Origin of the sequence: Arthrobacter cupressi, assembly GCF_900099975.1 — a bacterium.
GTDB lineage: Bacteria > Actinomycetota > Actinomycetes > Actinomycetales > Micrococcaceae > Arthrobacter > Arthrobacter cupressi.
Genome location: NZ_FNEI01000006.1, coordinates 172,872 through 189,823, shown reverse-complemented (window position 1 = coordinate 189,823; position 16,952 = coordinate 172,872). Strand labels below are relative to the sequence as shown.

The 16,952-nt window shown below is 68.1% G+C and carries 19 protein-coding genes; 3 read left to right on the top strand and 16 right to left on the bottom strand.

The features are described from left to right. Positions 1 to 23: 23 nt before the first annotated feature. On the bottom strand, positions 24 to 587 hold the full coding sequence (locus BLP88_RS09385) for a DUF4190 domain-containing protein (RefSeq protein ID WP_074588669.1): 564 nt from the start codon (positions 585 to 587) through the stop codon (positions 24 to 26). 158 nt (positions 588 to 745) lie between these two features. Between BLP88_RS09385 and pgm the strand changes: the two genes are divergently transcribed. Further along, the gene (gene pgm, locus BLP88_RS09380; protein ID WP_074588668.1) at positions 746 to 2,398 is read left to right on the top strand and encodes a phosphoglucomutase (alpha-D-glucose-1,6-bisphosphate-dependent); all 1,653 of its coding nucleotides are present in this window, start codon (positions 746 to 748) and stop codon (positions 2,396 to 2,398) included. On the opposite strand, the gene BLP88_RS09375 is transcribed toward pgm, so the two are convergent. The 3 genes from BLP88_RS09375 to BLP88_RS09365 all read right to left on the bottom strand — a co-directional run bounded on the left by BLP88_RS09375 (position 2,395) and on the right by BLP88_RS09365 (position 4,380). Continuing rightward, positions 2,395 to 2,937 (bottom strand): 2'-5' RNA ligase family protein, encoded by a 543-nt coding sequence (locus BLP88_RS09375; protein ID WP_074588666.1) that lies wholly within the window; start codon positions 2,935 to 2,937, stop codon positions 2,395 to 2,397. The two genes, pgm and BLP88_RS09375, sit on opposite strands and share 4 nt — an antisense overlap. Before the next feature lie 118 nt (positions 2,938 to 3,055). Continuing rightward, complete coding sequence (locus tag BLP88_RS09370) at positions 3,056 to 3,661, bottom strand: malonic semialdehyde reductase (protein WP_074588664.1); 606 nt, start codon at positions 3,659 to 3,661, stop codon at positions 3,056 to 3,058. A gap of 128 nt (positions 3,662 to 3,789) precedes the next feature. Further along, positions 3,790 to 4,380, bottom strand: a complete 591-nt coding sequence (locus BLP88_RS09365; RefSeq protein WP_074588663.1) for a helix-turn-helix domain-containing protein — start codon at positions 4,378 to 4,380, stop codon at positions 3,790 to 3,792. Positions 4,381 to 4,457: 77 nt separating this feature from the next. On the opposite strand from BLP88_RS09365, the gene BLP88_RS09360 reads away from it, so the two are divergent. Together BLP88_RS09360 and BLP88_RS09355 are read left to right on the top strand one after the other, a co-directional pair. Next, positions 4,458 to 5,402: an NAD(P)/FAD-dependent oxidoreductase gene (locus BLP88_RS09360; RefSeq protein ID WP_074588661.1), complete on the top strand. Its 945-nt coding sequence runs from the start codon at positions 4,458 to 4,460 to the stop codon at positions 5,400 to 5,402. 62 nt (positions 5,403 to 5,464) lie between these two features. After that, positions 5,465 to 6,817 (top strand): uracil-xanthine permease family protein, encoded by a 1,353-nt coding sequence (locus tag BLP88_RS09355; protein WP_074588659.1) that lies wholly within the window; start codon positions 5,465 to 5,467, stop codon positions 6,815 to 6,817. A 113-nt stretch (positions 6,818 to 6,930) separates the two neighbouring features. Here the strand turns inward: BLP88_RS09355 and BLP88_RS09350 are convergent, their stop codons facing one another. The 12 genes from BLP88_RS09350 to hxlB form a co-directional block, all read right to left on the bottom strand. Next, the gene (locus BLP88_RS09350) at positions 6,931 to 7,386 is read right to left on the bottom strand and encodes a hypothetical protein (protein ID WP_074588658.1); all 456 of its coding nucleotides are present in this window, start codon (positions 7,384 to 7,386) and stop codon (positions 6,931 to 6,933) included. 35 nt (positions 7,387 to 7,421) lie between these two features. Next, complete coding sequence (locus tag BLP88_RS09345) at positions 7,422 to 8,336, bottom strand: SDR family oxidoreductase (RefSeq protein WP_074588656.1); 915 nt, start codon at positions 8,334 to 8,336, stop codon at positions 7,422 to 7,424. Between the two features lie 122 nt (positions 8,337 to 8,458). Continuing rightward, positions 8,459 to 8,671: a helix-turn-helix domain-containing protein gene (locus BLP88_RS09340; RefSeq protein WP_074588655.1), complete on the bottom strand. Its 213-nt coding sequence runs from the start codon at positions 8,669 to 8,671 to the stop codon at positions 8,459 to 8,461. Next, the gene (locus tag BLP88_RS09335; RefSeq protein WP_074588653.1) at positions 8,668 to 9,132 is read right to left on the bottom strand and encodes a GatB/YqeY domain-containing protein; all 465 of its coding nucleotides are present in this window, start codon (positions 9,130 to 9,132) and stop codon (positions 8,668 to 8,670) included. Before BLP88_RS09335 ends, BLP88_RS09340 begins: the two co-directional genes overlap by 4 nt. A gap of 92 nt (positions 9,133 to 9,224) precedes the next feature. Further along, positions 9,225 to 10,100, bottom strand: a complete 876-nt coding sequence (locus tag BLP88_RS09330) for an HAD-IIB family hydrolase (RefSeq protein ID WP_217635140.1) — start codon at positions 10,098 to 10,100, stop codon at positions 9,225 to 9,227. Between the two features lie 4 nt (positions 10,101 to 10,104). After that, entirely contained in the window at positions 10,105 to 11,247 is a 1,143-nt protein-coding gene (locus BLP88_RS09325) for a glycerate kinase (RefSeq protein ID WP_074588651.1), read from the bottom strand. A 93-nt stretch (positions 11,248 to 11,340) separates the two neighbouring features. Then, positions 11,341 to 11,487 carry a hypothetical protein gene (locus BLP88_RS18960; protein WP_175453530.1) on the bottom strand — a complete coding sequence of 49 codons (147 nt, stop codon included), beginning with the start codon at positions 11,485 to 11,487 and terminating at the stop codon, positions 11,341 to 11,343. Continuing rightward, on the bottom strand, positions 11,456 to 14,164 hold the full coding sequence (locus BLP88_RS09320; protein ID WP_074588649.1) for an AMP-binding protein: 2,709 nt from the start codon (positions 14,162 to 14,164) through the stop codon (positions 11,456 to 11,458). Before BLP88_RS09320 ends, BLP88_RS18960 begins: the two co-directional genes overlap by 32 nt. 80 nt (positions 14,165 to 14,244) lie before the next feature. Then, the gene (locus BLP88_RS09315) at positions 14,245 to 15,039 is read right to left on the bottom strand and encodes a glycerophosphodiester phosphodiesterase family protein (RefSeq protein WP_074588648.1); all 795 of its coding nucleotides are present in this window, start codon (positions 15,037 to 15,039) and stop codon (positions 14,245 to 14,247) included. Positions 15,040 to 15,055: 16 nt separating this feature from the next. Then, entirely contained in the window at positions 15,056 to 15,304 is a 249-nt protein-coding gene (locus BLP88_RS09310; protein ID WP_074588646.1) for a hypothetical protein, read from the bottom strand. Between the two features lie 260 nt (positions 15,305 to 15,564). Then, positions 15,565 to 16,188, bottom strand: a complete 624-nt coding sequence (gene hxlA, locus BLP88_RS09305) for a 3-hexulose-6-phosphate synthase (protein WP_074588644.1) — start codon at positions 16,186 to 16,188, stop codon at positions 15,565 to 15,567. 50 nt (positions 16,189 to 16,238) lie between these two features. Further along, positions 16,239 to 16,844 (bottom strand): 6-phospho-3-hexuloisomerase, encoded by a 606-nt coding sequence (hxlB, locus tag BLP88_RS09300; RefSeq protein ID WP_074588642.1) that lies wholly within the window; start codon positions 16,842 to 16,844, stop codon positions 16,239 to 16,241. Positions 16,845 to 16,952: the final 108 nt, after the last annotated feature.

Below are 16,952 nucleotides of genomic sequence, written 5' to 3'. Positions count from 1 at the left end.
CGTCGTCGTTTAACGGTGACTGCTCAGTAGCGGTAGTCGTACTGGGCTGCCGCGGTGATGGCGATGATGAAAAAGACGCCGAGCACCACGGTGAGCAGGATGCCGAGGTACCCCATGACCAGGCCGGCAATCGCCATGCCCCTGCCGGAAGGCTCCTTCTTCAGGGCCATGTGCCCGAGGACCACGGCGGCGATCTGCGGCAGGAGGATGAACCCGAAGCCAAGGTAGACCGCTATGCCGCAGCACATGCTGGCGATGCTCAGTCCCTTGGGTTCGGCGGGCATGCCGTAGTAGTTGGGCTGGCCGTAGGGACTGGCGGGCTGGCCGTAAGGCTGCTGGCCGTACGCGCCCGCTGGCTGACCGTAGGGGCTGGCGGGCTGACCGTACGCCGGGGACTGCTGACCGTAGGGTTCGGACTGCCCGTAGGGCTGCTGTCCATAGGGGCTGGCCGGCTGGCCGTACGCGGACGGCGCGGCGTAAGGCTGCTGGTCCTGCGGCTGGCCGTAAGGCGGGGCCGGCGGCGGTTCGTACCCCTGAGGGGTGTCGTTCTTCGGTGTTTCGTCCGGCTTGGCTGGCTGCTCGCTCATGAGTCCCCCTATGGAAGTCCTGTTTCGTCCAGCCTACCGCCGCACGGCAGGTAAACGGACGGTGAAACCTGCGCGTTTACGGCGACTCCCGCCGTCACAGGGGCTGTTTCGCGGTCACATCACTTCAACGCCACGAAACGGTCTGGCATGCTGGGGCAATGGCTAGCCGTGCGGGCACAGTTGCCCTCCCCCAGGACCTTGTAGACCTCACCGCCCTCCTTGACGCGTACTACGACGTCACGCCGGATCCGGGCGATCCTTCGCAAAGGGTGGCCTTCGGAACGTCCGGCCATCGCGGCTCCAGCCTGAAGGCATCATTCAACGAGGGACACATCCTCGCCATCACCCAGGCCATCGTCGAATACCGCGCCGGGCAGGGCATCACCGGCCCACTGTTCCTCGCCAAGGACACCCACGGCCTGAGCGAACCCGCGCAAAACTCCGCCCTCGAGGTCCTCGCCGCGAACGGCGTCGACGTCCTGATCGACGCCCGCCACGGCTACACCCCCACCCCGGCCCTGAGCCACGCCATCCTCAAGCACAACCGGGAGGCCGCGCCCGGCACCCCGCAGGCCGACGGCATCGTCGTTACCCCCAGTCACAACCCGCCTGCCGACGGCGGCTTCAAGTACAACCCGCCGCACGGCGGCCCCGCGGACACTGATGCAACCGGCTGGATCGCCAACCGCGCCAACGAACTGCTCGAAAACGGGCTCCGCGGCGTCAAGCGCATCCCGCTCAACGACGCCCTCAAGGCCGAAACCACCGGCAAGTTCGACTTCCTCAGCAGCTACGTGGATGACCTGCCTTCCGTGCTGGACCTGGACGCCATCCGCCGCGCCGGCGTACGCATCGGCGCCGACCCCATGGGCGGCGCCTCGGTGGACTACTGGGGCGAAATCGGCGAGCGCCACCAGCTGGACCTCACTGTGGTGAACCCCACGGTGGACCCGCAGTGGGCCTTCATGACACTCGACTGGGACGAGAAGATCCGCATGGACTGCTCGTCGCCGTCGGCCATGGCATCGCTGATCCAGAAGGTTGCCTCCGGGGTCGCCCGGTACGACGTCGCCACGGGCAATGACGCCGACGCCGACCGGCACGGCATCGTCACCCCCGACGGCGGCCTGATGAACCCGAACCACTACCTCGCCGTCGCCATCGACTACCTGTACCGCAACCGCAGCGGCTGGAACCCGGACTCGGTGGTCGGCAAGACCCTCGTGTCCTCCTCGATCATCGACCGCGTGGCCGGCGGCCTGGGCCGGAAGCTGGTGGAGGTTCCCGTCGGCTTCAAGTGGTTCGTGCCCGGCCTGCTCTCCGGCGAGGGTGCATTCGGCGGCGAGGAGTCCGCGGGCGCTTCGTTCAACAAGCGGGACGGCAGCGTGTGGACCACGGATAAGGACGGCATCCTGCTGGCGCTGCTGGCCTCGGAGATCACGGCCGTGACGGATTCTTCCCCTTCGCAGTTGTACAAGGGCCTCACCGAGCAGTTCGGTGATCCCGTGTACGCCCGCATCGACGCCGCGGCCACCCGCGAACAGAAAGCCAAGCTGGGCAAGCTCTCCGCCGCGGACGTCACCGCCACCACCCTGGCCGGCGAGGAAATCACGGCCAAGCTCACCGAGGCACCGGGCAACGGCGCATCCATCGGCGGCCTCAAGGTGGTCACGGAGAACGCGTGGTTCGCCGCCCGCCCCTCCGGCACCGAGGACGTTTACAAGATCTACGCCGAGTCCTTCAAGGGCGCCGAGCACCTCAAGCAGGTCCAGGACGAAGCCAAGAAGCTGGTGGACGGGGTCATCGCCTAGGCGCTCTTGGCCTGGTCTTCCGCTTCCGCCAGGCGCCACAGCTTCAGGATCCGGCGGATGCTGTGCTTGCCGCCGGGTGCCATGTCCACGAGGGCGACGCGGTCCAGCAGGACGGCGTCGCCCTCGTGGGCGCGCTTGCCGTTGTGGTGCGAGATGTGGGGGCGGTAGCCCTCCAGGGTGTGGTGCGGGGTGGCGACATTCCCGCCCAGCGCCGCGACGGCGTCGAACAGTTCCTCGTGCAGCCCCTGCAGGATCGGGTGGCGGTCCACCAGGCTGACCGGGATGGAACCCTGCCGCCCGAACTTCTCTTCGCCGCCCACGGTGAGTTCCGTCCCCAGCGCACCGGCCACGGGTGCCGCGGCGAGCTCCGCGAGGTGATCGACGACGTCGGAAGTCCCGTCCGCCGACGGGTCCGGTCCTGCTGGAGCAGTCTCAAGGTCGAACCTCAGCAGGGTGATGTGCAGCGGCCAGTCATCGCGGGGGAAGACAAGCCCCTCGCTCACTTCCTCGACGAAGACCACCATGATGAGGTTCCGCATAGGGACAGTTTCCCACCGGATCTTTCCAAACGAGCAGGTCCGTTAAACGGTCAGGCCCGGGGTCGCGCTGCGAGCGCGGCCCCGGGCCTTGGCTGTCCTGCTTTAGACGGCGGCTGCCTTAGACGGTGCGGACGACGTCGTCGTAGGCGAACTTTGGCTTGGCGGCACCGAAGGCGTCCGGGCCGGGCTGGCCGATGTTGACCACCAGGAAGCTCTTCTGGTCGCCGGCCGGGAAGAAGTCGCGGTCGATTGCGCCGAAGTCGGCGCCGGTCATCGGGCCCGCGGCGAAGCCCAGGGAGCGTACGGCGAGGATGAAGTAACCGGCCTGCAGGTGGGCGTTGTTGTTGCCGGTGGCCGCGGTGACCTCGGCGTTGGCGTCATACATGGCCTTGGGGGCGTTGTAGCCGGGGAGGAAGCTGTCCCACTGCTCGTGCCACGCGGTGTCGTAGCTGAGGATGGCGACCAACGGGGCGGAAGCGGTCTTGGCCTTGTTGCCCTGCATGAGGGAGTCCACGAGCTTCGCGCGGGCCTCGTCGGAGCGCACGTAGGTGACGCGCAGCGGCTGGGAGTTGAAGGCGGTGGGGCCGAACTTGGTCAGTTCGTAGATGGCCCGGGCCTGTTCCTCGGTGACTTCACCGGCAAAGGAGTTGGCGGTGCGGGCTTCGGCAAAAATGGCGTCGACTGCGGCGGCGTCAATCACTGCTTCTTCGTGTGCGATTGTCATTCGCGTACCTTTCGCTTGGCCCATGGCGTTTGGGGATGGCCGGGCGCTGTTGCTTTCCATCGTTGCAACTACAAGCGTTTTCCACAGATTCCCTTAACGCCCTGTGACGTTGGGCACGCGCTCCCCCGCTAGCGCTTGGGGCCCGACTTCGCCCGGACGTGCATCCGCTCGCCCTGCCCGCCGAAGACGCTCAGGAGTTCCACCGGCTGCTCCCCCGCGCTGCCGAACCAGTGCGGCACGCGGGTGTCGAATTCAGCCACCTCGCCGGGACCAAGCACCAGGTCATGGTCGCCAAGGACCAGCCGCAGCCGCCCGGACAGCACGTACATCCATTCGTAGCCTTCGTGGACGCGCGGATCCGGTGCGGCCTTCGAGGGCGGGATCACCATCTTCCAACTCTGCAGGCCGCCGGGCTGCTTGGTGAGCGGGATGACGGTCCGGCCGTTCACCTGCCGGGGCTTGAGCGTGATTCTTGGGTCACCGACCTCCGGCGCTCCCACCAGGTCGTCCAGCGGCACCCGGTACGCCTGCGCCAGAGGGAGCAGCAGTTCCAGGCTCGGCTTGCGCTGCCCGGTCTCCAGCCGGGACAGGGTGCTTTTGGAGATTCCCGTGGTTTCGGCCAGTTCCGTAAGCGTCACACCGCGCTGGGTCCTCAGCCGTTTCAGCCTGGCCCCCACCTGATCGAGGGCTGCCGCGATACCTTCTGCTTCGTCGTCCACCTGCCCATCCAAGCCGGAATTCCCGGAAACAGCAACGTTTGTTGCCGGTTCAGGGATGTGGGTCCAGCCTTGGATCCATGAGCGAATACGACGTGGTGGTTATTGGTGGCGGCGCGGCGGGATTGTCCGCGGCCTTGGTCCTGTCCCGGGCCGGACGGAAAGTCATGGTCGTGGATTCCGGGGCGCCGCGCAACGCGCCGGCGGCGCACATGCACGGTTTCCTCTCGCGTGACGGCATGCCGCCCCGGGAGTTCCTGGCGCTGGGCCGGGAGGAAGTGCGGGGTTACGGCGGGGAGGTGCTCGACGGCGTCGTGCTGGATTTGGTGCCGGACGGCACCTCGGGTTTCTGGGTGCTGCTGTCCGGGCAGGGTTCCGTGGGCGGGCGGCGGATTTCGGCACGGCGAGTGCTCGTGGCGACCGGCCTGCGGGACGAGCTTCCCGACGTCGAGGGACTGGCGGAACTCTGGGCGAAGGACGTGCTGCATTGCCCCTACTGCCACGGTTACGAGGTGCGGGACCGGCCGCTTGGCGTCCTGGGCAATTCCCCGGACTCGGTGCGCTACGTCCAGCTGATCCGGCAGTGGGCCAAGGACGTGGTCCTCTTCATCCCGCCGGGACTCCTGACCGTCCAGCAGCGCATGGAGTTGACGGCCCGCGCCATCGGGATCGTGGAGGGCACCGTGCGGCGGCTGGTGACCCAGGACGGCCACCTTTCCGGCGTGGAAATGGCAGACGGCGCGCTGGTTCCCCGCGGCGCCCTGTTTGTTCCGCCGCGCTTTGTGCCGAACAACACCCTGCTCAGCGGACTCGGCTGCGAGATGGACGATGCCGGCTGGGTGGTCCTGGACGGAACCGGGCAGGCGAGCGTCCGCGGCGTCTATGTCGCGGGCAACCTGGCGAATCCGCGGGCGCAGGTCATCACGGCGGCCAGCGAAGGCTCGGTGGCGGCCGCTGCCATCAACGCCGACCTGGTGGAGGAGGACATCAGGGAGTCGGTGCGCTCTTTCAACCTGGGGTACTGAACCGCTTTGCGGGGGTAAAGTTGCAGCGAAACCCCCGCAATCTTCTGAGGAAGGCCCCTGCCATGAGCATGCTCGGCACCAAATGGAAGCTCCACGGCAATGGCAAGACCATCCGTCCGGGCCACGTCGTTGCACCCGAGGAACGGCTGGCCTGGCCGCTGACCATCGGCGTGGGCGTGCAGCACGTGGTGGCGATGTTCGGCGCGACATTCCTAGTGCCCATCATCACGGGCATGCCGCCGGCCACCACCCTGCTGTTCTCCGGCGTCGGCACTCTGCTGTTCCTGGTGATCACCCAGGGCCGGGTCCCCAGCTACCTCGGGTCCAGCTTCGCGTTCATCGCCCCCATCCTGGCGTCCCAGCAGCAGTACGGCGTGGCCGGCGCCCTGGGCGGAGTGGTGCTGGCCGGCGTCGTACTGGCTCTGATCGGCGCGGTGGTGCACAAGTTCGGCGCGGAATGGATCAACCGGACCATGCCGCCGATCGTCACGGGCGCCATCGTGGCGCTGATCGGCCTGAACCTGGCGCCGGCCGCCAAGGCGAACTTCGACAAGGCCCCCATCACCGCCCTCGTCACCTTGGTGACGATCATCCTGGTCAGCGTGCTGTTCCGCGGAATCCTGGGCCGCCTGAGCATCCTGGTCGGCGTAGTGGTCGGCTACCTCGTGGCCATGGCGCGCGGCGAGGTGGACTACGCCAAGATGGATGCCGCGGCCTGGATCGGCCTGCCACAGTTCCAGACGCCGGAATTCCACTTGGGCGTGGTGGGCCTGTTCGTGCCGGTGGTGCTGGTGCTCGTGGCTGAGAACGTGGGGCACGTGAAGTCGGTTGCCACCATGACCGGACGGAACCTCGACGATGTCTCCGGCCGCGCGCTGATGGCCGACGGCGCGGCCACCGTCCTGGCCGGCTTCGGTGGCGGTTCCGGCACCACCACCTATGCGGAGAACATCGGCGTCATGGCCGCCACCAAGGTGTACTCGACGGCGGCCTACTGGGTGGCGGGCGTGTTCGCGATCCTGCTGAGCTTCTCGCCGAAGTTCGGCGAACTGATTGCCACGGTCCCGGCAGGCGTGCTGGGCGGCGCGGCCACCATGCTGTACGGCATGATCGGCAACCTGGGCGTGAAGATCTGGGTCCAGAACAAGGTGAACTTCGCCAACCCGGTCAACCTGACCACGGCCGCCGTCGCCCTGATCATAGGCATCGCCGACTACACGTGGACGCTTGGCGAGCTGAAGTTCACCGGAATCGCGCTGGGCTCAGCCGCGGCCCTGGTGATCTACCACGGTATGACGGCCATTGCCCGCTGGCGGGGAACGGCTGCCGAGCCGGAAATGGAAACCGCGGGCCTGCCTCCCGCCGCGAAGTCCGCGATCAACGCAGCGGCGAAACGGCACCCGAAGAAGCGGTAGCGGCCCTTTTCAGCCCAGCAATCCTGCAGATCAGGCGGTCAGAGCCGCGCGAGACCCGTCTGATCTGCAGGACGAACCGGCCCTGGCGGTACCGCCGGCCGGGCATGGGCTACTTACCCCGCGTCGAACCTCTCACCTTCGTCTTCGTCATCGCGGGGCGACTTTTCGGCCGGAAGGCCGGTAGCGCCGCCGTCGGGATTCCCGGAAGAATCAACATCCGGGCGGTCCAGCACGTCCGTGTTTCCTTCGTCCATCGGCGCTTCTGCCGAAGGCAGGTCCACGTCCGGCTCGCCGCTCTGCTGCTCGGCCTTGGCCTGGTCCTCCGTACCGCCCAGGCGTCCGGCGCCGGGCTCCCCTGCGCTGTCCGCGTCCTCATCTCCCAGGTGGCTGAGGTCCGGTGCGCCGCCCGGGTAGCCTCCACCTTCGCCGCGTTCCTCCTCAAGCCCGGCCTCGTCGATGGCCTGCTCCTCGCGAGGCTGGGCGAACTGTTGCCCTCCGGTTTCCTGCTCCACCGTGGGTGTTCCGTAGCCGCCTGCTTCTTCCTCGGGGTTGGTGCGATCCTGATCCATGGTGTTCCTCCCTGTTGTCTGGACCTTGTGGAGACCTAGAGGCCTTTGCCGCCCGTGACGGGAAGCACGGCGCCTGAGATGTAAGAACCTTCGTCGGAGGCCAGCAGCACATAGGCGGCGGCGAGTTCGGCGGGCTGGCCCGCGCGTCCGAGCGGCGTGTCCTGGCCGAATTCCGGAAGGTGGTCCGGCCATTCGGTGGCCGGGATGAGCGGCGTCCAGATGGGCCCGGGGGCGACCGCGTTCACCCGGATTCCCTTCGGCCCGAGTTCCTGGGCGATCGCCTTGGTGAAGGCCACCTGCGCCGCCTTCGTCATGGCGTAATCGAATAATCCCGGGGACGGGTTGAAGGCCTGGATGGAGGCCGTGGTGATGATCGACGCGCCCGGCTTCATGTGCGGGACCGCGGCCTGCGCCGTCCAGATGAGGCTGTAGAGGTTGGTCTTGAAGACGCGGTCGAACTCGTCCGTGGGAGTCGAATCCAGGCTGTCCCGGTTCTTCTGGTATGCGGCATTCAGGACCAGCACGTCGAGCCGGCCGAATTCACCCACCGTCCGCTCGACGATCTCCGTGCTGAACTGCTCTTCGCGCCCGTCCCCGGGCAGCAGCAGGGACCGCCTGCCGGCTTCCTGGATGAGGTCCGCTGTCGCCTTGGCGTCCGCTTCTTCCTCCGGGAGGTAGGAGATCGCGACGTCGGCCCCCTCCCTGGCGAAAGCGATCGCCACTGCCCTGCCGATTCCGGAGTCCCCGCCGGTGATCAGCGCCGCCTTGCCCTCCAGCCGGCCGTGGCCCTGGTAGCTGCGCTCCCCGTGGTCCGGCGTCGGTTCGGTTTTCGCGGTGAGGCCGGGCTGCTCCTGTTCCTGCTTGGGAAAAGGCCCCGAGTGGTAGCCGCTCCGGGGGTCCGGCGGAGGAGAATCCAAGGCGTCGGGGGTCTGCTGCGATGAGTCGCTCATAATCCACCTGCTCGTCTGCTTGGTCTGCTGGTCGAGGGGTTGGACGTGCCGTCCACACCTTCGACGCTATCGGCGCACCAAGTCCGAGTCCATGGTTTCGGGAAAAATAATCAGCAAACTTACTAAATTTGCCCGTCCCCGTCGGCTTCCCAGCGCAGCAGGTCTCCCGGCTGGCAGTCGAGCGCCTCGCAGATGGCCTCGAGGGTGGTGAACCGAATGGCCTTGGCGCGGCCGTTCTTGAGCACGGCGAGTAGGCGGGGGGTGATCCCGATGCGCTCCGCGCGTGCGACGGCGGCCGCGCGGCCGCCGTCGCAGCTGCGGGTCCGTTTCGCTATGACAGGCGCTTGCGGACGATCTCGCTGACCGCCTTGCCGTCGAAACGGCCGGCCACTTTCTCGGTAACCGGCTTCATGACATAGCCCATGTGCATGAGGGACAGCTCCACGCCCTCGGCCCTGAGGGAAGCGATGGCCTCCTCGACAATGGCCTCGACCTCAAGCTCCGTCAGCGGTTCCGGCAGGTAGGCCTCGATGACCTCGGCCTCTGCGATCTCCGTGGCTGCGCGTTCGGCTTCGCCCGCTTCTTCGTAAATGTGGGCGGTCTCGTGGCGCTTGGCGGCCTCTTTTTGCAGCATGGCCGTGATCTGGGCGTCGTCCAGATGGATGGGTGTCTTGCCCGCCTTTTCACGGGTGTCGATCTCGCTCAGGACATTGCGCACGGCGGACAAGGCCACGCGGTTGCCGTCCTTCATGTGGCTGACGACGTCTGCGTGCAGCCGTTCTTTCAACGTGGACATGGTGCTCCTCGATTCGATACCCCGGCTTATGCATCAATTATCTGCCTGGCGGCGCGAATTGAGCAGACCAGGGCGCTCACCGGGAGACCCGCTTAGATGAGCCCCAGCTCCTCGAAGGCCGCCACGAGGCCTTCCCGGTGCGGGGGTGCGGCGGTGTGGTCGGCCAGGGCCAGCAACTCGGGCGAGGATCCCTCGATCGCGACACCGATGCCGGCGAAAGCGAGCATCTCAAGGTCGTTCTCGCCGTCGCCCACTGCGATGGAGTCTTCCCGCGGGATGCCCAAATGCGCGATCGCGGCGGCTACGCCGTCGGCCTTGCTGATGCCCCGCTGGAACAGCTCACCGGCGTGCCGGCCTTCGTCAGCGATGGAGTTCTCGACGACGGCGATCCCCTCGCCGATTTCCTCGACCAGCTGCCGCATGGGGGCGGCGGAGTCGAACACCGAGACCTTGGAGAAGGGCACTTTGGCCAGGTCCGGGACGCGTACGAGGGAGCCGAGGATCGCGGAGGCGCCCACCTCCCGGCCGTCCGGCGCCTTGCTGAAGTGTTCCTCGATGATGGCGCGCAGCCGCTCTTCCGCGGCGGGCGGAACGTGCAGCGATTCCTGGGCTTCCAGGACGTAGACGGCATTGTGCGCGTCGAGGGCCGCCACCGTGCGCGCCGCGAGGGCCGCGGAGAAACGCCGGTCCACGAGCACTTCCCCGGCCACTTCAACGTAGGCGCCGGCACTGGCGACGAGCCCATCGAAGCCGGCGCCGCGAATGGCCCGGGGCAGCATCGAGACGGGGCGGCCGGTGCAGAGGAACACCCGGTGGCCCGCCTTCCGGGCAGCCTGGACGGCGCGCACGTGGCCCTCCGGGACCACGCCGTAGTCCGCGTAGGTGCCGTCCACGTCCAGGAAGACGGCCCGGATGGTGGTGGCGGCCTTCCGGGGGCCCGCGGTCTCGATGCCCGGTTCGGCGCCCAAACCGCTACGCTCCTTCGAGCAGCTGGCTCGTGGCCGAGGCGAGGTACTTTGCCGCGTTGGCGACGGCGTCCGCGACGTCCGGTTCGCCGTCGCGCTTTTGGGCGATGTCCAGCAGCTGGGCCGCGCCCTCCACGCCGTGCTTGGCGAGATCCTCGGGCGTGACGGTGATGCGGCCGGCCACCACAAGCACCGGGATGCCGCGGTCCCGTGCGGCGTCGGCGAGGCCGATCGGCCCTTTGCCGCTCAGCGACTGGGTGTCGAGCGAGCCTTCGCCGGTGATCACCAGGTCGGCGTCGCCCAGTTGCGATTCCAGTCCGGTCAGTCCGGCGACCAGCTCGAAGCCGCCTTCCAGCTGCGCGTCCGTGAAGGCCAGGAACGCCGCCGGGAAACCGCCGGCCGCGCCCGCTCCGGGCACGTTGGCGTCCCGGCCCGTCGTTTCCCGCAGCACGGACGCCCAGTTGCGCAGGCCGGCGTCGAGCAGTTCGACGGCGTCCGCGTCCGCGCCCTTCTGCGGTCCGAAAACGTGCGCGGCGCCGTCGCTGCCGTACAGCGGGTTGCGGACGTCGACGGCGATGCGGAACGTGGTCTTTGCCAGGCGCGGGTCAAGGGCGGAGGCGTCCAGCGAGACGATGTCAGCCAGTGAGCCGCCGCCGAGCGGGACCACGGTTCCGGCGGCGTCGAGCGGCTTGAGGCCGAGCGCGCGGAGGGCGCCGCTGCCGCCGTCGGTCATGGCCGAACCGCCCAGGCCGAGCACGATCTCGGTGGCCCCGGCGTCGAGCGCCGCGGCGATGAGCTGGCCGCAACCGTAGCTGTGCGCGCGCAGCGAGTTTTCCGGCGTCGGCTCCATGCTGGCGAGGCCGGACGCCTGGGCTGTTTCGATCACGGCGGTGGCGCCGCCGAAGGAGTCTTCGCGGATCGCCCAGGCGGCGCCCACGGGCTTGAGGATGGGACCGGTGACGGCGTTGATGCGTTCCTCGTAGCCGGCGGCGACGGCGGCCTCGAGTGTCCCCTCGCCACCGTCGGCGATGGGGAAGCGGGTGACGACGGCGTCCGGGTAGACGCGCAGCGCCCCCTCGGCGATCGCTGCGGCCGCCTCAGTTGCGGTCAGGGAGCCTTTGAACTTGTCCGGGGCGATCAGGATGCGCATGGAACCATCCTGCCATCCGGGACAGACAGTATGAGCTGCGTTACGCTGAGCGTGACGGCGGCGGCACCGGGCCGCCCACCGCGAGCAAGGCCGTCAGGTGGCCAACAGCAACCAGGATTTCCCGACGGCGAGGACGTAGCCCGTGAGCTCGTCGGCACCTTTCAGCCGGCGCCTGATGATGACGTGGCGTTGCTTGGCGAGGACCCGCTCAAGGGCCAGCCGGATGCGGCTCTTCTTCACGCCGCGAGCCTACAAGGTGTTCTCCGGATCCCTGCACAACACCAGTCCCTGCGGCAGCGCGCCGCTTCCCCAACCACCGCTCCCCCAGGCCCAGCAGGCGCATGGACAATGCCCAGTACGCCACGCCCGCAGCCAGCGATGCCACCAGTGCCAGCAAAGGGCTGGTCCCGGCAAACAGCGGGTACACCAGCCAGTGCGTCAGGTAGATGTACAGCGAGGCACTGGCCAGCAGGCCGAGCGGGCGGCGCAACACCACCGGCACCAGCAGCGTGGGCAGCCAGATCAGCATGAGCACTCCGGCGAGCACCGTGTTCTCGCGGAACTGGTCGCCGAAGAAGTAGCCGGGAACGGTCAGGATGACCAGCGCCGAGACGAAAAGGCGCCGGAGCAGAGTCTTGGCCCGTGCCACCAGCCAGCCGAACATGAACAGCCAGAACGTGGGCATCGGGTGCGGAAGCTGCGGGTCCACGATGTCGTAGCGGCTGATCAGCGCCAGCCCGGCGAGCGCCAGCGGGAACGCGAACGGGAACCGCCGCTCCAGCCGCCCCACCCCGGGAACGGCGAGCAGCACGGCCAGCCCCACCAGCATGTACACCAGCACCTCGATGAACCAGAAGTGCCACTGGGTGGTCACTTCCTCCGGCCCGATCATCGAGTTGAGGAGGAGAATGTTCGCCACGGTGTAGTGGTCCGTCAGCACGAACGCGACGGCGATAAACGCCACCGCCGGGATCACCAGGCGGCCCAGGCTGTGCAGCTGCCGTTTCAGCCGGCGGACCCCTTCGCCGCCCAGCTGGAAGCGCGCGAAGTTGTATCCGGCCACCGCCATCAGGATGTGCGCCGCGCCTTCCCAGTGGAACACCCCGATATGCGTGGCAGCGATCAGGATGATGCCCACCGCTCGCAGCAGGATTCCGCTCTCCAACGGGGCAAAAAGGCGCTTGGCGCGGCCGAAGCGGTGCGTTTCCGGCGCGGCGGCCCTGGGCACCAGATCCCGCACGGGCGTGATATGCCAGTCCGGTGGCAGGTGGCCGAGCGCCTTCTCCAGGCGGATGGACGCGGCAACATAGGACAGGGAGTCCCCGCCCAGGCTGACGAAGGTGTCGCCGTCGGCGATGTCGTCCCGTTCCAGGGCATCGGCGAAGATCGCGCGGGCGTCCTCGGGCCGCTTCGCTGCCGCGCCGGGCGCCTTGCCGGAACCGTCGACGCCGGAGCGCCCGGCAGCCGTGCCGCCGTCGCCGGTGACCGGGCCGCCGTCGGGCAGGTTGTCAGAGAGCGCCAGCACCGCCGGGTAGTCCGTCTTCCCGGTGGAGAAGCGCGGCAGTGCCTCGACGGCGTGCATCTGCAGGGCGGCGCGCGGCAGTCCGAGACCCTGGGTGACGATTTTGGCGAGCAGTTTGGTGTCGTGCCCGCCCTCGACGGCGACCACCAGCTTTTCGTCGGTGCCCGCCGCGGCGGCGGGGATGCCGAGCTCGGCCAGCATGGTCTCGACCTGGCCGAGGTCGATCCGCAGGCCCACGATCTTGACGAAGCGGCTGCGCCGGCCCACCACCTGGTACAGGCCGTTGTCCTGCAGGCGGGCGAGGTCGCCGGTCCGCAGTTCGGTGATGGTCCGGCCATGGGCCAGGTCCGCGGGGTCCTGCGCGTAGCCGAGCATGACGTTCGGGCCGCTGTAGACCAGTTCGCCAACGGGTCCGTCGGCGGAGTCCAGGCCGTCGACGGGCTCGATCCGGAAGGAGCCGCCGGGCACCGGAACGCCGATGCTTGAAGGGTTTTCAGCGGCGAGTCCGGGCGGCAGGTAGGCCATGCGGGCGGTGGCTTCGGTCTGTCCGTACATGACGAACAGCTCCCAGCCGCGGCGCCTGCCGAGTTCCGCGTAGTGCCGCACCTTCTCCGGCGCGAGCCGGCCGCCTGCCTGCGTGACATACCGCAGGGCGGGCAGTTCCATGGCCTCGAAGCCCACCCGCTCCAGGAGTTCGAAGGTGTAGGGCACGGCCGCGAAGGAGGTCACGCGGTGGCGCCGCATCAGTTCCCAGAAGCAGGGGTCCACCACGGACAGCCCGGTGAGCGCCAGGGCAGCCCCGCGAAGGAGGTGGCTGTTGATGACAGAGAGCCCATAGCAGTAGGACATAGGCAGCGTGGTGGCGGCGCGGTCTTCGGGGCCGATCTGCAGGTATGCGGCAATCGACTCGGCGTTTGCCTGGACGTTGTCCTGCGACAGCCGCACCAGCTTCGGCGATCCGGTGGACCCGGAGGTGCTCAGCAGCAGGGCGAGCTCCGGGTGCAGTTCGTGGCGACTGCCCGGGCGGCGCTCCTGGAGGGCGGGCGTCCCGCTTGCCTCGGCGCCGGCCATTTCGAAGGCGGAGTGCATGACGACGTCGGGGTCGTAGGCCGCGATCAGCGACTCGAGGGCAGCGGGCTTGTCCGCGGGGACGATCATCAGCGGGTGGCCGCCGGAGAGCGCGGCGAGGTAGCCCACCAGGGACGCGACATCGTTCGCCGCGGCGAGAGCCACGAGGCGGCGGGTGGTGCCGAGCCGGGCGGCGACGGCGTCCACGCGGCCGGCCAGTTCCTCGTAGCTGATGATGGTGTCGCCGTCGATGACGGCGGCGCGGTTTCCGAAGCGGGCCAGGCCTGCGACAAACGGGATCCGCGCGAGATCAAGGGGGATGGTCACCCGGCAAATTTTATAGGCTAGCCTTAGCTAACTTCACTTGAGTTTCGCCCGGCGTCACCACTCCAACCACGGGCGTCACTTCACCACCACTGGCCCCGATTTTCGAGGACTTTCTTCAGGAGATCGGCCCTGTCGGTGACGATTCCGTCCACGCCCCCATGTCCGAGGTCCAGCAGCCGCTCCATTTCCGCCGGATCGTTGACGGTCCACACGTGCACCTGCAGCCCGAGCCGGCGGGCCCTGGCCAGGAATCGGGGAGTCACCAGTTCCAGCGGACCGTAACGGACCGGGACCTGGAGGGCGTCGACGTCGCGCAGGATCCAGGCGAGCCAGCGCTCCGGAAGCAGCGGCCCGGCCAGCGTGAACACCGCGGTGCAGACGATCCCGGCCGACGACGCCGTGCGACGGCTGAGCCGCTTCAGCACCGCCCGGCGGCGGCGGTCCGAGAAGCTGGTGATGAGCACGCGGTCATGCGCGGCGCAGCGCTCGATCACCGCTGCCAGGGGTGCTGCGGTGTGCCGGTCCTTGACGTCGATGTTCAGCCGGGCGTCCGGGAATTCGCGCAGGGTGTCCTCGAGCAGCGGGATGGCTTCGCGCCCGCCGATCCTTGCCCTGGACACCTCATCCGCGCTCAGCCCGCTGATCCGTCCGCGGGAGTCAGTCACGCGGTCCAGCGTTTCGTCGTGGAACAGCAGCACCGTGCCGTCCGCGGTGGCACGGGCATCCGTTTCAAGGTGCGTGAGGCCGAGCCCGACGGCGGCGCGGAAGGCTGCGGCGGAATTCTCAAGTCCCTCACGCGAAAAGCCGCGGTGGGCCAGGGCAAGGGGGCGGCTGGCGCCGTCGGGTCGCAGGAAATAGGGCAGCGGCTGGCTCACCCGGGTAGCGTAACGCTCAGCTTTCCTGGCGGACGATCTCCACGCCGTCGGCGCAGTGCACCAGCGTGCGGCCGCGGCCGCCGTCGAGGTTCACCCACACAATGCTGTGGTCGCCGGACACGGCGTCCACGGAACCCCGGTCCTCGTAACCGGGCGCGAGCTTGACGCTGACGCGGTCGCCCTGGCGCAGCTGCTTCCAGTGCTCGGCCGGCTCCGCGCGGCGGATCGGCGCTTCGTAAAGGCCGCTAATCTTTCGCTTGGCCATGATGTCCCCCTGAAGTGAGCTCTCAGATATGAGGCCAGCCTAAGGGCCTGAGTTGAACGGTAGTTGGAATCCAGATGTGAGTTTCCGGTGAGCTTAATCTCCCGGTGCTTCTCAGCAAGGAAATACAGCGGCGGTGCGCACCCAGTCCTGCCGGGACATGGAGTCCTGTCCGCCGTCCCGGCAGGAACGCACCGCCGCTGTGTCTTGTTGCCCACGAGGCCTCATCGGCCTCGTGGGGGCTCGCGCTGGACGCGCGTCCGCTAGATGATCGCGGCGCGCAGTTCCTTCGCGGCAACGGCCGGGTCGTCGGCCCCGTAGATGGCGCCGCCGGCGACGGCGACATCAGCACCGGAACGCTGCACGGCAGCAATGGTGGACAGGTTCACGCCACCGGCCACGGAGAACGGCACGCGGGCCTCTTCGCCGGCGTTCAGCAGCACGCTCAGGTCATAGCCCGGCTTGGCCTGCTCGTCCAGGCCGGCATGCATCTCCACGAACTTCGCACCCAGCGCGCGGACTTCCTTGGCGCGTGTCACCTTGTCCTCGATGCCGATCAGGTCCACCACAACACCCTTGTTGTGCTCCTTGGCAGCCTTGACGGCACCGGCGATGGTGGAGTCGTCTGCGGCACCGAGCACGGTCACCAGGTCAGCGCCGGCCTTGAAGGCGATGTCGGCTTCGAGTTCGCCGGCGTCCATGGTCTTCAGGTCGGCGAAGACAATCTTGTCCGGGTGGGCTTCCTTGACGGCCGTGATGGCGGCGAGGCCTTCGCTCTTCACCAGCGGGGTGCCAAGCTCGATGATGTCCACGTACTCGGCAACCTTGCCGGCGAGTTCGAGGGCAGCCTCGGTGGAGAGGACGTCGATGGCGACTTGCAGCTTCATGGGTGTCTCTTTTCTAGTTGCGGGAATCGGGAGCGGGACGGGGTCCGGGCTTACTCGAGGTTCGCGTGCCGGAGCCAGAGTTCCTCGGCGGGGGTCTCATCGTGGTCCCAGAGGGTCTGGAAGACAGCTTCGGAGGCCAGGAAGAGCGCCTGCTCGAAGAGGCTTCCGGAGTACTGCGCCGAGAGCTTGGAACCGTGGTCCGTTTTCTGCGCGGCGGGAATGGTGACCACGACGTCGGCCAGCTCCGCGAGCGGGGACGCCGGGTTCGCGGTGTACACGGCCAGGCGGGCGCCGGCTTTGGAGCCGGTCTGCGCGGCCCGGACCACGCCGGAGGTGGTGCCCGAGCCCGAAGCCAACAGCAGGACATCGCCCGAACGGATAGCCGGGGTGGTGGTGTCGCCGGCGATGTGGACCTCGAGGCCGAGATGCATCAGGCGCATGGCGGCCATTCGCAGGACCAGGCCGCTGCGGCCTGCCCCGGCAACGAACACGCGCCCCGCGCCGCGCAGTTCCCCGGCGAGCAATGCAAGCTGGGCCGGGTTGATTTCAGCCACCGCCCCGGAGATCTCGCTCTGCACCAGGGAAAGGTTGGCCAGGATCCTCTCGAATCCTTCTGCCTCGGAAACGGCGGGGACTGCCTCTGCGGTGAGGGTCATGCCGTGCCTCCTTGTTCTGCTCTGGACGACTTCGTAGATCCATCGTCCGTCCCTGAACGGGTAGGCAGAACAGCAATGATGGGCAGTGTTGGCTACCCGATCGGGTAG

Excerpts from the sequence above, each read along its gene's own strand:
- BLP88_RS09385 (WP_074588669.1), bottom strand. The coding sequence starts at position 587 with ATGAGCGAGCAGCCAGCCAAGCCGGACGAAACACCGAAGAACGACACC.
- pgm (WP_074588668.1), top strand. The coding sequence starts at position 746 with ATGGCTAGCCGTGCGGGCACAGTTGCCCTCCCCCAGGACCTTGTAGAC.
- BLP88_RS09375 (WP_074588666.1), bottom strand. The coding sequence starts at position 2,937 with ATGCGGAACCTCATCATGGTGGTCTTCGTCGAGGAAGTGAGCGAGGGG.
- BLP88_RS09370 (WP_074588664.1), bottom strand. The coding sequence starts at position 3,661 with ATGACAATCGCACACGAAGAAGCAGTGATTGACGCCGCCGCAGTCGAC.
- BLP88_RS09360 (WP_074588661.1), top strand. The coding sequence starts at position 4,458 with ATGAGCGAATACGACGTGGTGGTTATTGGTGGCGGCGCGGCGGGATTG.
- BLP88_RS09355 (WP_074588659.1), top strand. The coding sequence starts at position 5,465 with ATGAGCATGCTCGGCACCAAATGGAAGCTCCACGGCAATGGCAAGACC.
- BLP88_RS09350 (WP_074588658.1), bottom strand. The coding sequence starts at position 7,386 with ATGGATCAGGATCGCACCAACCCCGAGGAAGAAGCAGGCGGCTACGGA.
- BLP88_RS09345 (WP_074588656.1), bottom strand. The coding sequence starts at position 8,336 with ATGAGCGACTCATCGCAGCAGACCCCCGACGCCTTGGATTCTCCTCCG.
- BLP88_RS09335 (WP_074588653.1), bottom strand. The coding sequence starts at position 9,132 with ATGTCCACGTTGAAAGAACGGCTGCACGCAGACGTCGTCAGCCACATG.
- BLP88_RS09325 (WP_074588651.1), bottom strand. The coding sequence starts at position 11,247 with ATGCGCATCCTGATCGCCCCGGACAAGTTCAAAGGCTCCCTGACCGCA.
- BLP88_RS09310 (WP_074588646.1), bottom strand. The coding sequence starts at position 15,304 with ATGGCCAAGCGAAAGATTAGCGGCCTTTACGAAGCGCCGATCCGCCGC.
- hxlA (WP_074588644.1), bottom strand. The coding sequence starts at position 16,188 with ATGAAGCTGCAAGTCGCCATCGACGTCCTCTCCACCGAGGCTGCCCTC.
- hxlB (WP_074588642.1), bottom strand. The coding sequence starts at position 16,844 with ATGACCCTCACCGCAGAGGCAGTCCCCGCCGTTTCCGAGGCAGAAGGA.